We start from the raw sequence: 14,022 nt of genomic DNA on the forward strand, positions 1-14,022 counted from the left end.
CTACCCGCGATCGTTCGCGAACAGCCGGGGGAGCACAAGAAGATGACCGACGACTGCCCGACGTGTGGCCGCGCCGACCGGACGGTCCCCGTCCCGCAGGCGCTCCAGGACCCGGCCGAGCCGCTGAAGCCGGCCGACCGGGCCGCGCTGGTCCCGCCGGCCCAGCCGGGCCCGGCCGTACGGGGCGGGGCCTCGACGGCGCTCTTCGTGTTCGCCGGCCTCGCCCTGCTGCCCGCGCTCGGCCTGCTCTCCGGCGGGGGCGGTTCGGACCCGGACACCGATACCGCCTACGGGCTCGGCTACGTCCTCGGCACCCTGTCCCCTTGCCTGCTGCTGCTGGTGGCCGCCGTGGTGGTCCGACTCCGGGCCAACGCCTCGGCCCGGGCCACCGACCGGGGCCTGTCGGCCCGTCAGGCCCGCTGGCACCACGTCATGCTGGTCTGGCAGCGGGCCGTGCTCTGCCGCCGCTGCCGGTCCGCCTTCCTCCCCGCCGGCAGCGTGGCCCCGGACTTCCCCGCCTCACCGCCCATCGGGCTGGCCGGCTTCCGGACCGAACTGGCCGCCACCACCGACCGGGTCTACGGCGTGCGGGTCTGAGCCTCAGCCCGCGTAGGAGCGGGAGTGGCGGCCCGGGGTGTCGGGGAGGGGCTCGACCGCCGGGGCGTAGCGGGCGGCGGGGGCCCGTAGCAGCCAGGCGCGGCCGGCCGGGGCGATCAGCTGCATGCGGTGCAGCAGGTCGAGGGCGTCGCGCCGGAAGGCGGTGAGGTCGGCGAGGTAGTCGCGGTGCCAGCCGTTGCGCAGGCCGTGTTCGTCGGTGATGTCGCCGAGGGCGCCGTCTATCAGGGCGTCGGGGACCAGCACGGCCGGGGGTGCGGACTCCTCCGGGAGCGGGCGGAGCTCCTCCACCAGGCGGCCGGCCAGCAGCAGGGCCGCCTGGGCCAGGGTGCCGGTGCCGGGCAGGGCCAGGTCGGTGAGCTCGTCGGCCGGGTCGAGCAGGGCGATGCCCTCGGCCCGGTACTCGGTGGTCAGGCCGAGGAAGTCGGCGAACAGGGCCGTCTCACCGGCCCGGTGGGCGAGCAGCCAGCGGCGCTGGCCGGGCGTCAGTTCGTCCAGCAGCACCACCGGGGTCTCGGCCAGCCGCCGCCGCACCACCACCTCGTCCGGCACCCCGGTCTCGGACGGGCCGGAGCTCAGCAGGGCCCCGGCCAGCTCGCGGTCGCCCGCGCCGGCACCCGTCAGCACCCGCCATTCGGCCAGCCGCTGACGGACCGCCGGCTCGACGGGCCCGGGCTCGCCGCCCTCGGCGACCGCCGCCAGGGCGCGGACCAGCGCCGCGTACGACTGCGGCGTCCAGGGGCCGTGCTCCGTCGGGTCGAGGGCGCGCCCCGGCAGCGGGGCCTTGTGCAGGCGGGCGTAGCCGGTGCCGACGGTGAGCGGGTAGCCGAGCAGGGTCGCGAACCGCTCCACCAGCCAGTCGGCGTGACGGTGGATCAGCGGCAGGCCGTCCCCGTGCGGGCCGCCCGCGGTGACCAGCGGGTGGGCGGCCAGCAGCCGGGCGGCGGTGCGGCGCTCGACCGCGATCTGCTCGGGGCTGCCGGGCACCGGCTTGCGGTGCCGGCCTCGGCGGCCGCTGACGGCCAGCGCGTCCCGGCCGGGGGCGATCCGGCTGCGGCGGCCACCCTCGCGGCCGCGCGGCGCGGCGGGCTGATGGACCGTCGGGCCGTGCCACCAGCTATGGCCCTCGCCCTCGCCCTCGGGCAGCACGCCGCCCAGGTGCCGGGCGCCGTAGAGGCCGAAGGCGGCGGTGAACAGCGCGTCGGCCTCGGCCTGGCCGGCCCCGGCCAGCAGCTCGGCCAGGTGGGCCTGGGCAGCGCCGGACGGCACGACGGCGGTGAGCTGCCCCGCCCCCGCCCCGCGCCCGCTCGTCGCCCCGACCTCGTACCGCTCCATGTCGCCCACCAGACTAGACGGTGCACGTCCTCCGCGTGACTGCCGCCCGCACCCCGTTACTTACGCATGGGTAACTACCTCTTCCGCAGGCCACCCACCGTCACCTATCGTCCTCGGCATGCCGAACCTGCCCAACGTCGTGCTGTGGTCGATACCCGCCTTCGTGCTGCTCACCGTCCTGGAGGTGGTCTCCTACCGGTTCCATCCCGACGAGGAGGAGCAGGGCTACACCGTCAAGGACACCGCCACCAGCCTCGGCATGGGGATCGGCAGCCTGGCCTTCGACGCGCTCTGGAAGATCCCGATCGTGGCGATCTACGCCGGCCTCTACGAACTGACGCCCCTTCGGGTGCCGGTGCTCTGGTGGACCGTCCCGCTGATGCTGCTGGCCCAGGACTTCTTCTACTACTGGTCCCACCGCGGCCACCACGTGATCCGGATCCTCTGGGCCTGCCACGTGGTGCACCACTCCAGCAAGCACTACAACCTCTCCACCGCCCTGCGCCAGCCCTGGACCTCGGCCACCACCTGGGTGTTCTACGTCCCGATGATCCTGGCCGGGGTGCACCCCGCCGCGCTGGCCTTCTGCTCCTCGGCCAACCTGGTCTACCAGTTCTGGATCCACACCGAGCGGATCGGCAAGCTGCCCCGCCCCGTCGAGTACGTCTTCAACACGCCGTCCCACCACCGGGTGCACCACGCCTCGCAGGGCGGCTACCTGGACCGCAACTTCGGCGGCATCCTGATCGTCTTCGACCGGATGTTCGGCTCCTTCGCCCCCGAGACCACCAAGCCGGTCTACGGGCTGACCAAGAACCTGAGCACCCACAACCCGCTGCGGGTGGCCACCCACGAGTACGTCTCGATCGCCCGCGACGTGGCCGCCGCGACCAACTGGCGCGACCGGGTGCGCCACCTCACCAAGGGCCCGGGCTGGCAGCCCGGCCCGACCGACCGCCCGGAGGGCACCGCCGCATGACCATCTCCACCCGCCTGCGCACCGCCCGCGGCCTGCTCTCCGCCTTCGCGGCCACCTCGGTCACCCACCTCGGCGCGATCGCCGCCGGGGCGAGCGTGCTGCAGAACGCCACCAAGCCCGCGCTGGTCCCGCTGCTGGCCGGCTACGTGGCGGCCCGCGCCGAACGGGCGCCCAGGCTGCTGCTGCCCGCACTGGCCTTCTCCACCGGCGGTGACGTGCTGCTCCAGTTCGACCAGCAGGCCGCCTTCCTGGCCGGCATGGGCTCCTTCGCGGCGGCGCACGTCTGCTACGTCACGATGTTCGTGAAGCTGGGCGCCCTGCGGGACCGGCGGCGCACGGTGATCCTGGCGCTGGCGTACGCCGCCGCCTGGGGCGTGATGATCAGTCAGCTCTGGCCCGGCCTCGGCGATCTCAAGGTCCCGGTCGCGATCTACAGCCTGCTGCTCGCCTCCACCGCCGTCACCTCGGCCGGCCTGGGCTGGCGGGCCGGGCTCGGCGGCGGGCTGTTCCTGCTCTCGGACACCCTGATCGCCACCGAACTGGCCGACTGGAAGGCCCTCCCCGGCCACGGCGTCTGGATCATGGCCACCTACGTCATCGCCCAGTTCCTGCTCGCCGACGGCACCCTGCGGGCCACCACCGCCCCGACCTCGGCCCCGCTCACCGCACCCCTGGCGGCCACCGGCCGCTGACGGTGCCTCAGCCCCGGACGGGGAGTGGCCTAGTGCCGTGCCCGGCACGGCACTAGCGCTTCTTCTTCTTGCGCGGGAGCGGCCACTCCCCCGGGGCGTAGTCGGAGCAGTGGCAGTAGGTGTAGTTCCAGTACCCCACCCAGTCGCCGTTCTCGTACCGGTCGCCGCTGCCGTCCTCGTGGTCGCAACGCCCGGTGTGCGCCCCGTGCCAGCAGTTCCGGCAGGGCGGGCGCGGCGCCTCGTACGGCGGCAGGTAGATCGGCGAGCCGGTCCGGCAGACCAGCACGATCCCGACCACACACGCCGTCAGGACGACGATCCCCACCAGACCGATGACGGTCTCCGCTGCCATGCCCCACCCCCGTGACGAGCGCTGCCGGGCTCCTACCCGGGCCCCCGGGCGCCGCACCCCGCCCGGGCGTCACCGTCCTGCAACAGCCGTCATTCCGTCGTCCTGCGACGCAGCAGCCAGAAGCCGCCCACCCCGGCGGCGACCAGCGCCCCGCCCGCCGCGAGCTGCCCGGGGCCGGTGGCGGCCGAGCCGCCGACGCCGGTGTGCACCGGACCGGTCGGGAGCTTGCCGCCGCCCTCCTCCTGGCCGTGACCGGCCAGCTTGACCTCGACCGCGCCGCTGAAGGTGTCGCCGTTCGGGCACTTGCCGTCGATGCCCCAGCCGGAGGCCTTGGCGCCCTTGACCAGGTTGCCCAGGTTGCTGCCGAGGTTGCCGAGCGCCTTGGAGGCGAACTCCTTCTCGGAGGCCAGCAGGGCCTTGCCGCTGTACTTGCCGTCCGGACCCACCGTCAGGGTGGCGCTGCCGGTGGAGAAGGCCTGCGAGTTGGCGGTGATGGTCTTCACCGAACTGGTCTCGCAGGTGACGCTGACCGTCACGCTCTGCCCCGGGGCCGCCTCGGCCGGGCTCACCCAGGCGGGCTCGACGCTCTTGGCGCTCGCGGCGGGTGCGGCCAGGACGAGCAGGGTGCTGGCGCCGATCAGCGCTGCGGCGGTACGCGGAGCGCGCATGCCGTTCCTCCGGTTCCGGGCGCAGCACACGGACTCCGTCGTCGCGTGAGGGGACAGCTACACCCTGTCACCTGCGACGCTAGGCAGCGCCGCCCCGGACGGCCACCGTTCGAAGCCGTTCGGGGGGCGCGCGGGTGCTTGGACCGACCGGCAATTGGGGGGTGGGTGAAGGAGCGGCGGTGGGGTGCGTGCATCGGCGCCGCCGAGAAGGGGGCCCCTCCCGGCCGAAGGCTGGGGGAGAGTCCATGCGGAGCATCGGCGACTGACGAGAAGGTGTCGAGGTGCGTGGCCCGGCGCCGCGACGCCGCCCCCCCAATTGCCGGTCGGTCTTAGGCTACAGGTCCAGGTCCACCACGACCGGTGCGTGGTCCGAGGTGCCCTTGCCCTTTCGCGCCTCGCGGTCCACGTAGCTGTCGGTGACGGCCTCGGCGAAGGCCTTGTTGGCGTAGGTGAGGTCGATCCGGATCCCGAGGTTCTTCGGGAAGCCGAGCGCCCGGTAGTCCCAGAAGGTGTACGGGCGGTCGTACTTGAGGGCACGCGGCATCACGTCGCTGAGGCCCGCCTCCCGCAGGGCGGCGAGGGCGGCACGCTCGGCGTCGGTGACGTGGGTCTGGCCCGCGAAGACCGACGGGTCGTAGAGGTCCTCGTCGGTGGGCGCCACGTTGAAGTCGCCCATCACCGCGAACGGCCGCTCCCCGGCGGCGTCCTCCAGGACGGCCTGGCGCAGCGCCTCGAACCACTCCAGCTTGTAGGCGTAGTGCGCGTGGCCGACCTCGCGCCCGTTCGGCACGTAGACCGACCAGACCCGGAGCGGGCCGCAGGTCGCGGCGATGGCGCGGGGCTCCGTCTCCGGGATCATCACGCCGTCCGCCAGGAAGCCCGGCTGGCCGGGGAGGTCACGGACCACGTCCTCCAGGCCGATCTTGGAGAGGATCGCCACGCCGTTCCACCGGCCGGTGCCGTAGGCGGCGGTCTCGTAGCCGAGCTCGCGGACGGCCTCGTACGGGAACGCGTCCGAGGCGCACTTCAGCTCCTGGAGGCAGAGCACGTCGGGGCTGCTGCCCTCCAGCCACTCCAGCAGCTTGGGCAGCCGGGCGGTGACGGAGTTGATGTTCCAGGTGGCGATGCGGACGGTCACGGCGGGCGGCCTTCCCGAGCAGGTACGACGGACATGTACTCCTGCAACATACCGTCACCCCCTGACACCCCAGGGGCGCGAGGAACTGCGCGGGTCGGAAGGCGACCCACCTGCAACTGACCCACCGTCAGCCAGTTGCAGGTGCTGCCGTTCCCCTGCGCGCCCACGCGGCGGAGCCGCACATCAGCAGAGCCCCGCGCCCCCGGTGTGACCAATTTCCTCAGCGCCCCAGGGGCACCGCGTTCAGCGGGAGGGGTGAACCACGGCTGCCGAGCCGCCGCCCCTTCGGGTGGGTTCCGCGGCGGCGATCCAGCGGCCGTCGGGGAGGCGTTCGACGCCGGTCGCGGCGCCGATCTCCGGGGTGGGCGCGAAGACCTGGCCGAGGGCCTCCAGGCCCGCCTTCTCGGGGGAGGCGAGGAACGCGGGTTCGGCGACCGACGCGGCCGTGTTGCGCTGGCTGGCGCGGGGTGCGGCGATGGCCTGCTCCAGCGTCATGCCCCGGTCCAGGCGGCCGAGCAGGACCTGGAGGACGGTGGTGATGATGGTGGAGCCGCCGGGGCTGCCGACCGCGACGAAGGGCTTGCCGTCCTTGAGGACGATGGTCGGCGAGATCGAGGAGCGCGGCCGCTTGGCCGGGCCGGGCAGGTTCGGGTCCGGGACGCCCGGGGTCGCGGGGGCGAAGGAGAAGTCGGTCAGCTCGTTGTTGAGCAGGAAGCCGCGGCCGGGGACGGTGAGGCCGCTGCCGCCGGTCTGCTCCAGGGTGAGGGTGTAGGAGACCACGTTGCCCCAGCGGTCGGCGACCGTCAGGTGGGTGGTGCTCGGGCCCTCGTACGTCTCGGGGACGGCCGGGCCGGCGGTGGCGCAGGCGGCGGGGTGGTACGGGTCGCCGGGGGCGAGCGGGCTGGTGAGGGCGCGCTCCGGGTTCAGCAGACAGGCCCGGGAGGCGGTGAACTCGTCGCTGAGCAGCTGACGGGTCGGCACCTTGAAGAAGGCCGGGTCGCCGACCCAGCGGCCCCGGTCGGCGAAGGCGATCCGGCTGGACTCCAGGTAGCGGTGCAGGTACTGGGTGGAACTGACCTTGCCCAGGTCGCCCTTGGCCTCCAGGATGCCGAGCGCCTCGCCGACGGTGGTGCCGCCGGAGGAGACCGGGGCCATGCCGTAGACGTCGTAGCCCCGGTACTCCTGGTGGGTGGGCTGACGCTGGATCACCCGGTAGTCGGCCAGGTCCTTGCGGTCCACCTTGCCGGCCCGGGCGTTCCAGCCGGAGGCCGGGTCGACCGGCGGGTGCTGGATGGTGTTGACGATGTCGGTCGCCAACTGGCCCTTGTAGAGCGTCTCGACGCCCTTGCGGGCGATCTCGCGGTAGGTGGAGGCCAGCTCGGGGTTGCGGAAGGTGGAGCCGACCACCGGGAGCTGCCCGCCGGGCAGGAACAGCTTGCTGGTGTCCGGGAATGCCTGGAAGCGGGTCAGGTTGAGCGCGGTCTGGTCCTGGAAGGTCTGGTCGACCGTGAAGCCGCGGTCGGCCAAGGTGGCCGCCGGCTTGAGCAGTTCACCCAGGCCGCGGCTGCCCCAGCGGTCCAGCGCCGCGTCCCAGGTGGCCGGGACGCCGGGCACGCCGACGCTCAGCCCGCTGGTGACGGCGTCGGCGAAGGCCAGCGGCTTGCCGTTCTCCAGGAAGAGCGTCTCGTCGGCCGTCCGGCCGGTGACCTCGCGGCCGTCGATGGTGGAGACCTTGCGGCTGTGGGCGTCGTAGTAGACGAAGAAGCCACCGCCGCCGATCCCCGCCGAGTACGGCTCGGTCACCCCGAGCGCGGCCGCCGTGGCCACCGCCGCGTCCACCGCGTTCCCGCCGCGCCTGAGCACCTCCAGCCCGACCGCGGTCGCGTCGGCGTCCACACTGGCCACCGCACCGCCCCAGCCGACCGCCTCGGGCACCTTGGGCGGTGGACCGGCCTGGGCCTGCGCGGGCGCTGCCACGCAGATCAGGGCGCCGGTCAGCGCGAGCGGGACGATCCGGGTCAGACGCATGGGCCCTCCACGAGGCGCTTGGTCGTCAACTCCCTTGCAACCACCGTTCTTTCACATCAGCCATGCTCACCACAATGGCACTTCTGAGTGACTACCCGCCGGTAGTCCCGCTGCGCCAGCACCGGTGCCCCGGTCAGCGCCACCGCCAGCACCGTTGCCCACCAAGGCAGTTGCCCCCAGCTCTGCACCCCCACCGCCACCGCCGGGGTCGTCGCCACCCATGTACGCCAGTTCACCCTGATCTCCTTTCACGGTTCCTGGAAAGGAGACTGACGGAGCGTCGGGTGTTGCGATAATCCCCACAGCGTTGCGGATCCCGCGCAACGGGCAACCGCGAAAGGCGGGCACGTGGACGGCGAGCTGCTCCCCCTGGACACCGATCGCCTCCCCACCGGAATGGCCTTCGAACCGATCCCCACCACGGTCGACGGGGTCTGCCGCGATCTGGCCCAGGAACTGAGAACCCTTGCTGTCCGTCTCGGCATCTCCATGAGCCGCTATGCCCACCAGGTGCACCGTGACCGCTCCACCCTCTCCCGGTGGTTCAGCGGCCTCGCGGTCCCGCCCGCTGACTTCCTCGACCGCCTGACCAGCGATGTCGAGACCGCAACGCGCCGCCCCCTCACCCCCGAGGTCCGCGACCACCTCCGCCGCCTGCACCGCTCCGCCCTCGCCGAGCGCAACCCGCGCAGCGCCGAACTCCAGTCCCTGCGCGACCGCTGGTCCGACGCCGACCAGGAGGCCCGCGACCTGCGCACCGAGGTGGACCTGCTCAAGGACATGTTGCGCACCGCGCAACACGAGGCGGCCGAACAGGCGCAGAACCTCCAGCAGCTCGAACGCGGCGCTGCGGCCGCCCGCTTGGGACACCGGGCCGAACTCGCCCGGGCCACCGAGGAGCGCGACCACCTCCGCGCCGAACGCGACCGCCTGCGCGGCCTGGTCGACCGCCTGCGCGGAGAGCTCCACGAGGCACAACACCGCCAGCTCGAGGCCGAGCAGCGCTGCGACCTGCTGGAGCATCAGCTGGAGGCGGCCGAGCGCGAGCAGGACGAGGCGGACGCCCGCGAGCCTTCCGAGGCAGACCTGCTGCGCCGCCGTATCGCCGAGATGGAGGACCAGCACGCCGTCACGGAGCGAGAGTTACAGGATCTGCGGGCACGCCTGCGCGGTGTCCCGGTGTCCGGCGATGTACTGACGGCCCTACACCTCCACCCCCGCCCTGAGGATCTCCACGACCACGCCGAGCTGCTGTCGTGGCTCACCGACGACAGGATCGTCACTCGGCCGGTGAACCTGATGAGCACGTTCGCCAGAGTCATCGCCCAGGGGACCAGCCTGGACAGCAAGGCCGTCACTGACCTCCTGGTGCGGGCCGCGACGATCCTGCCGGTCGAGAACGTGGCAGAGCTGGCCGGTCTGCTGGCCCGGACGGCCGGTCAGAACGCCAATCGCTCCACCCTGCTGGCGGCTGCGGGAGACCGCCCCGCGAAGGAGGTCATCGCACTGCTGTCCGTACTGCACGAGACCACCAGCGACCTCGAACCACTCCTGGACTCGGTCTCGCGCCGTCGGCCGGAGGTGCTCACCGAGGCACTGACCGCCCTGCACGAAGCCGGGAGGGGCGGCTCGGCGGACTTCCTCCTCAAGCGCGCCACACTCCTCCACCCCGAACAGGTCGCGGTCCTGATCGCGGCGCTGGTCCGTCGGGGCCGCTACGTCTGGGCCGAGTACCTCGCGCGGCACACCACCACCCGGCCTGCGCAGGAGCGCCAACAGGTCGCCCACCTCCTCCGAACGGTCGGTCTCGCGGAGTGGTACGACCAGCTGCACACCGGCCGGCCCGGAGCGACGGCCTGACCGCCGAAAACTCCTTGCCCGCACCACCGCCCTGACGGCAGGCTGCCCGGCATGTCCGAGAACCCCGCCCGCTCCTCCGTCGCCTCGCTCTTCACCGCCGACGGCCGCCTGCCCTCCATCCCCCGCAAGGCCGCCCGCCGCGAGCAGCTCCTCGACCACCTCGCCGCCACCCTCTTCGAGCCGGGCGCCGAGTACACCGAGAAGCAGGTCAACGAGGCCCTGCTCACCGTTCACGACGACTTCCCGGCCCTGCGCCGCTACCTGGTCGAGAGCAGCCGCCTGACCCGCACCCGCGACGGCAGCTCCTACCACCGCGCGGCGGCCTGAGGGCCCGTCAGCCGGCGGCGCGTTCGACCCGGTGGCGCTTGATGGTGCGGAAGCGCCGGGCGACCTGCCGGGCCAGGTCGGCGGCGCCGACCAGGCCGGCGTCGTTGCCGAGCGCCGCATGCGCGATCTGTGCCTCCGGGCGGAAGCCACGGCCCGTCAGGGTCCGCCGGAAGGCCTGCCGGGCCGGGGCGAGCAGGAGTTCGCCGGACTCCGAGACGCCGCCTCCGATGACGAACCGTCCGGGGTCCAGCGCCGCCGCCAGGTTGGCGATGCCGACGCCCAGCCAGGTGCCGACCTCGTACAACAGCTCCGTCGCGACCGGGTCGCCGCCCCGGGCGGCCTCGGTGATCAGGGGGCCGGTCAGGCCGGCCGCAGTGCCGCCCGCGAGGGCGAGCAGCGGCTGGACCACCGGGGACTCCTCGGCCACCAGCTCCCGGGCGTCGCGGACCAGGGCGTTGCCGGAGGAGTACTGCTCCCAGCAGCCCCGGTTGCCGCAGGGGCAGCGGTGGCCGCCGGGCACCACCTGCATGTGGCCGAACTCGCCCGCCAGGCCGTACCTGCCCCGGTCGACGTAGCCGTCGCGGACCACCGCACCACCGATGCCGGTGCCCAGGGTGAGCATCACCATGTGCTCCTCGCCCCGGCCGGCCCCGAAGCGCCACTCGGCCCAGGCGGCGGCGTTGGCGTCGTTCTCCACGACCACCGGGAAGCGGAGCCGGGCGCTGAGCGCGTCCCGCAGGGGCTCGTCGCGCCAGTTGAGGTGGGGGGCGAAGAGCACCCGGGAGCGGTCGGAGTCGACCCAGCCGGCCGCGCCGACGCCGACCGCGTGGACGTCGTGACGGTCCGCCAGCTGGAGCACCAGCTCGACGATCACGTCCTCGACCACCCGGGGGCTCTTGCTCTTGTCGGGGGTGTCGGTGCGGATCCGCTCCAGGACCTTGCCCTCGCCGTCGACCACCCCGGCGACCACCTTCGTCCCGCCGATGTCCACGCCCACCGTGGGCAGCCGCAGCACGCTGGCCGGCAGCGCCCGGCGCCGCCGCTCCGCGCGCGGGCCGATGCCGAGCAGGGTCGGCAGGACGTGGGGGCGCTGCGGGCTGCTCACGGGACGGGTCACTCCTACAGGTCGGTGCCGGTGTCGCGGCCGAGTTCGTGGCTGAGCTCGGCCAGTTCGGAGCCGCCCGCCATCTCGGTGGTGAGCTGCTCCAGGGTGATCCCGGCGCGCGGGTGGCTGCCTGCCATCCTCCCCCGTTTGAGGAGGGTGAAGTGGTCGCCCACCAGATGCGCGTGGTGCGGGTTGTGGGTGATCAGCACCACGCCCAGCCCCTCGTCCCGGGCCGCCGCCACGTACTTGAGGACCACGCCGGACTGCTTGACCCCGAGCGCCGCGGTGGGCTCGTCCAGCACCAGGGCGCGGGCCCCGAAGTGCACCGCCCGGGCGATCGCCACGCACTGGCGCTGGCCGCCCGAGAGGGTGCCGATCGGCCGGTCCACGTCGGCCAGTTCGATGCCCATCCGGGCCAGCGCCTCCCGGGTGACCTCCCGCATCCGGGGGGCGTCCAGGCGCAGCCGGGTGCCGAGTTCGGCGCCGAGGAAGAAGTTCCGCCAGACCGGCATCAGCGGGACGACGGCGAGGTCCTGGTAGACGGTGGCGATGCCGCGCTCCATGGCCTCCTTGGGCGAGGCGAGCCGCACCTCCTGACCGTCGATCAGGTAGTGGCCCTCGTCGTGCCGGTGGAGCCCGGCGATCACCTTGATCAGGGTGGACTTGCCGGCGCCGTTGTCGCCGAGGACGCAGTGCACCTGCCCCGCCTCCACGGCCAGCGAGATGCCCTCCAGGGCGCGCACGCTGCCGTAGCTCTTGCCGACCTCGTCCAGTTCCAGCAGGCTCACCGGCCGCCACGCTCCGCCCGTCGCTTGACCCAGGAGTTGAGCAGCGCGGCCAGCAGCAGCATCGCGCCGAGGAAGAACTTGAACCAGTCCGGGTTCCACTGGGCGTAGACGATGCCCTTGCTGACCATGCCGAAGATCAGCGCGCCGAGCGCCCCGCCCAGCACCGAGCCGTAGCCGCCGGTGATCAGGCAGCCGCCGATCACCGCCGCCACGATGTAGATCAGCTCGTTGCCGACGCCCTCGCCGGACTGCACGGTGTCGAAGGAGAACAGCAGGTGCTGGCCGAGCACCCAGGCGCAGAAGCCGACCCCGAGGTAGAGCGCGGTCTTGGTCCCGGCCACCGGTACGCCGACCGCGCGGGCGGCCGCCGGGTCGCCGCCGACCGCGTAGACCCAGTTCCCGTACCGGGTGCGCAGCAGCACCCAGGAGCCGGCCGCGACCAGGCCGAACCACCACCAGACGGTGGCCTTGATGCTCATCCCACCGACCGTCAGCTCGGAGGCGAACAGCCAGCGGCAGGAGGCGAAGCCCTCCATGTCGGCGATCGGCTTGGTGGTGACGGTGCCGGAGACCAGCTTGGTGACGCCCAGGTTGGCGCCGGTCAGCATCAGGAAGGTGCCGAGGGTGACGATGAAGCTGGGCAGGCCGGTGCGGGCGAGCAGCCAGCCGTTGGCCCAGCCGACCGCGAGCGCCACCGCCAGCGAGACCAGCACGCCGACCCAGGTCACGGCGGTCAGCTGATAGCTGACCATCGAGGAGCTGAGCGCGGCGGTGGTGACCAGCACCCCGGCCGAGAGGTCGAACTCGCCGCCGATCATCAGCAGCGAGACCGGCACCGCCATGATCCCGATGGTGGAGGCCGCGTACAGCACGGTGCCGATCGAGGCGGGGCGCAGGAAGCCGTCGGCGGCCAGCGCGAAGACCAGCAGCACCGCGAGCGCGGCCAGCGCCGCGCCGAGCTCGGGCCGGGCCCGGAGCCTGCGTTCCGGCGGTCCGGAGCCGAGCACCTCGCGGCTCACCGGGTGCCCCGGGCGACGTAGGTGGCGAGGGCGGCCGCGTTCTCCTTGGTGAGGATCTGAGGCCCCGTCAGCACCGGGCCGCCGCCGCCCAGCACGTCCAGGTTGTAGCGGTAGAGCCAGAGCAGGTCCACGCCCTCGTACCCCTGGAGGTAGGGCTGCTGGTCCACCGCGAAGCCGACGGTGCCGTTCTTCAGGCCGTCCACCACCTGGGTGCCGAGGTCGAAGGTGTCCAGTTCGACGCCGGGCCGGGCGTCCGTGACCGCCTGGAGGGCGGTGGCGGCCAGCGGGGCGCTGAGGGTGAGCACGGTGTCCACCGAGCGGTCGGCCTGGAGCTTGGCGGAGACGGAGGCCTTGGCGTCGGGAAGGCTGGTGCCGGTGACGTACAGGGTCTGGAACGGGCCGCCGAAGCTCTCCTTCGCCCCGCCGCAGCGCTGCTCCTGCCCGACGTTGCCCTGCTCGTGGATCACGCAGAGCACGGACTTCCGTCCGCGCTTCGCCAGTTCGGCCCCGGCGGCCCGGCCGGCCGTGGACTCGTCCTGGCCGACGTGGGTGAGGGCGCCGAACCGGGCCGAGTACTCCTGGCCGGAGTTGATGCTGATCACCGGGATGCCGGCGGCCTTGGCCTTGCCGAGCACCTCCGCCATCGCCTCGCCCTTGGCCAGCGAGACCAGCAGGCCGTCGACCCGCTGGTCGATCGCGGCCTGGACCAGCTGCACCTGGTTCTGGGTCTGCGCGTCGTTGGTGTAGCGGAAGTCGATGTTGTCCTTGGCTGCGGCCTGCTCGGCGCCCTTGCGGACGCCGTCCCAGAACGCGTCCCCGGCGCCGGCGTGGGTGACCATCGCCACTTTCCAGCGCGGGGTGTCCACCGCACCGCCGGCCGTGGCGGCCTTCGACCGGGCCTGTTCCGCCCTTCTGCCCCCGGTGCTGCTGCACCCCACCGCCGTCAGGAGCAGGGCCAGGGCCAGGGCTGCGGTACGGCGAGGGCGGTATGACACTCCGACAGTCTCCAGGAACGGACCGCCCCGGCGTGGCAACTCGCTGGGAACGGGCCGTACCCGTTCGACACGTACCGCCAAGCGGGTGGCACACTGGTCCGGGCCGTTCAGACGGTTCTCA

Annotated in this window: 14 protein-coding genes; 5 read left to right on the forward strand and 9 right to left on the reverse strand. The window is 73.1% G+C overall.

Annotated features, from left to right (window positions below; translation table 11 throughout):
- Positions 1-42 precede the first annotated feature (42 nt).
- The gene (locus ACZ6ZR_RS03240) at positions 43-597 is read left to right on the forward strand and encodes a hypothetical protein (RefSeq protein ID WP_465638835.1); all 555 of its coding nucleotides are present in this window, start codon (positions 43-45) and stop codon (positions 595-597) included.
- Positions 598-600: 3 nt separating this feature from the next.
- Here the strand turns inward: ACZ6ZR_RS03240 and ACZ6ZR_RS03245 are convergent, their stop codons facing one another.
- On the reverse strand, positions 601-1,950 hold the full coding sequence (locus tag ACZ6ZR_RS03245) for a DUF2398 family protein (protein WP_465639191.1): 1,350 nt from the start codon (positions 1,948-1,950) through the stop codon (positions 601-603).
- 118 nt (positions 1,951-2,068) lie between these two features.
- Here ACZ6ZR_RS03245 and ACZ6ZR_RS03250 point away from each other — a divergent pair, with 118 nt between their 5' ends.
- Together ACZ6ZR_RS03250 and ACZ6ZR_RS03255 are read left to right on the forward strand one after the other, a co-directional pair.
- Complete coding sequence (locus ACZ6ZR_RS03250; RefSeq protein WP_465638837.1) at positions 2,069-2,929, forward strand: sterol desaturase family protein; 861 nt, start codon at positions 2,069-2,071, stop codon at positions 2,927-2,929.
- Positions 2,926-3,621, forward strand: coding sequence for a lysoplasmalogenase (locus ACZ6ZR_RS03255; RefSeq protein ID WP_465638839.1), 696 nt, complete (start codon positions 2,926-2,928; stop codon positions 3,619-3,621). The genes ACZ6ZR_RS03250 and ACZ6ZR_RS03255 overlap by 4 nt, the downstream gene beginning before the upstream one ends.
- A 52-nt stretch (positions 3,622-3,673) precedes the next feature.
- Here ACZ6ZR_RS03255 and ACZ6ZR_RS03260 read toward each other — a convergent pair whose 3' ends face one another.
- The 4 genes from ACZ6ZR_RS03260 to ggt all read right to left on the reverse strand — a co-directional run bounded on the left by ACZ6ZR_RS03260 (position 3,674) and on the right by ggt (position 7,807).
- Positions 3,674-3,973: a hypothetical protein gene (locus tag ACZ6ZR_RS03260; RefSeq protein ID WP_465638841.1), complete on the reverse strand. Its 300-nt coding sequence runs from the start codon at positions 3,971-3,973 to the stop codon at positions 3,674-3,676.
- An 89-nt stretch (positions 3,974-4,062) separates the two neighbouring features.
- On the reverse strand, positions 4,063-4,641 hold the full coding sequence (locus ACZ6ZR_RS03265) for a hypothetical protein (RefSeq protein WP_465638843.1): 579 nt from the start codon (positions 4,639-4,641) through the stop codon (positions 4,063-4,065).
- A 334-nt stretch (positions 4,642-4,975) separates the two neighbouring features.
- Positions 4,976-5,779 carry an exodeoxyribonuclease III gene (locus ACZ6ZR_RS03270; protein WP_465638845.1) on the reverse strand — a complete coding sequence of 268 codons (804 nt, stop codon included), beginning with the start codon at positions 5,777-5,779 and terminating at the stop codon, positions 4,976-4,978.
- A gap of 243 nt (positions 5,780-6,022) precedes the next feature.
- Positions 6,023-7,807: a gamma-glutamyltransferase gene (gene ggt / locus ACZ6ZR_RS03275; RefSeq protein WP_465638847.1), complete on the reverse strand. Its 1,785-nt coding sequence runs from the start codon at positions 7,805-7,807 to the stop codon at positions 6,023-6,025.
- 489 nt (positions 7,808-8,296) lie between these two features.
- Here ggt and ACZ6ZR_RS03280 point away from each other — a divergent pair, with 489 nt between their 5' ends.
- Both ACZ6ZR_RS03280 and ACZ6ZR_RS03285 read left to right on the forward strand, forming a co-directional pair.
- Entirely contained in the window at positions 8,297-9,667 is a 1,371-nt protein-coding gene (locus ACZ6ZR_RS03280) for a hypothetical protein (protein WP_465638849.1), read from the forward strand.
- Between the two features lie 51 nt (positions 9,668-9,718).
- On the forward strand, positions 9,719-9,994 hold the full coding sequence (locus tag ACZ6ZR_RS03285; RefSeq protein WP_465638851.1) for a DUF2087 domain-containing protein: 276 nt from the start codon (positions 9,719-9,721) through the stop codon (positions 9,992-9,994).
- 7 nt (positions 9,995-10,001) lie between these two features.
- Here ACZ6ZR_RS03285 and ACZ6ZR_RS03290 read toward each other — a convergent pair whose 3' ends face one another.
- Genes ACZ6ZR_RS03290 through ACZ6ZR_RS03305 form a run of 4 tightly spaced genes read right to left on the reverse strand, consistent with a single transcriptional unit; the run spans position 10,002 to position 13,901 of the window.
- A complete protein-coding gene (locus tag ACZ6ZR_RS03290) occupies positions 10,002-11,063 on the reverse strand; it encodes an ROK family glucokinase (protein WP_465639192.1) in 1,062 nt (353 codons plus the stop codon).
- 50 nt (positions 11,064-11,113) lie between these two features.
- On the reverse strand, positions 11,114-11,887 hold the full coding sequence (locus tag ACZ6ZR_RS03295; protein WP_465638853.1) for an ATP-binding cassette domain-containing protein: 774 nt from the start codon (positions 11,885-11,887) through the stop codon (positions 11,114-11,116).
- Positions 11,884-12,906 carry an ABC transporter permease gene (locus tag ACZ6ZR_RS03300; RefSeq protein ID WP_465638855.1) on the reverse strand — a complete coding sequence of 341 codons (1,023 nt, stop codon included), beginning with the start codon at positions 12,904-12,906 and terminating at the stop codon, positions 11,884-11,886. The genes ACZ6ZR_RS03295 and ACZ6ZR_RS03300 overlap by 4 nt, the downstream gene beginning before the upstream one ends.
- Positions 12,903-13,901 (reverse strand): sugar ABC transporter substrate-binding protein, encoded by a 999-nt coding sequence (locus ACZ6ZR_RS03305; RefSeq protein ID WP_465638857.1) that lies wholly within the window; start codon positions 13,899-13,901, stop codon positions 12,903-12,905. The genes ACZ6ZR_RS03300 and ACZ6ZR_RS03305 overlap by 4 nt, the downstream gene beginning before the upstream one ends.
- Positions 13,902-14,022 lie beyond the last annotated feature (121 nt).

The sequence above is a fragment of the Kitasatospora sp. NPDC088742 genome (genome assembly GCF_055584905.1).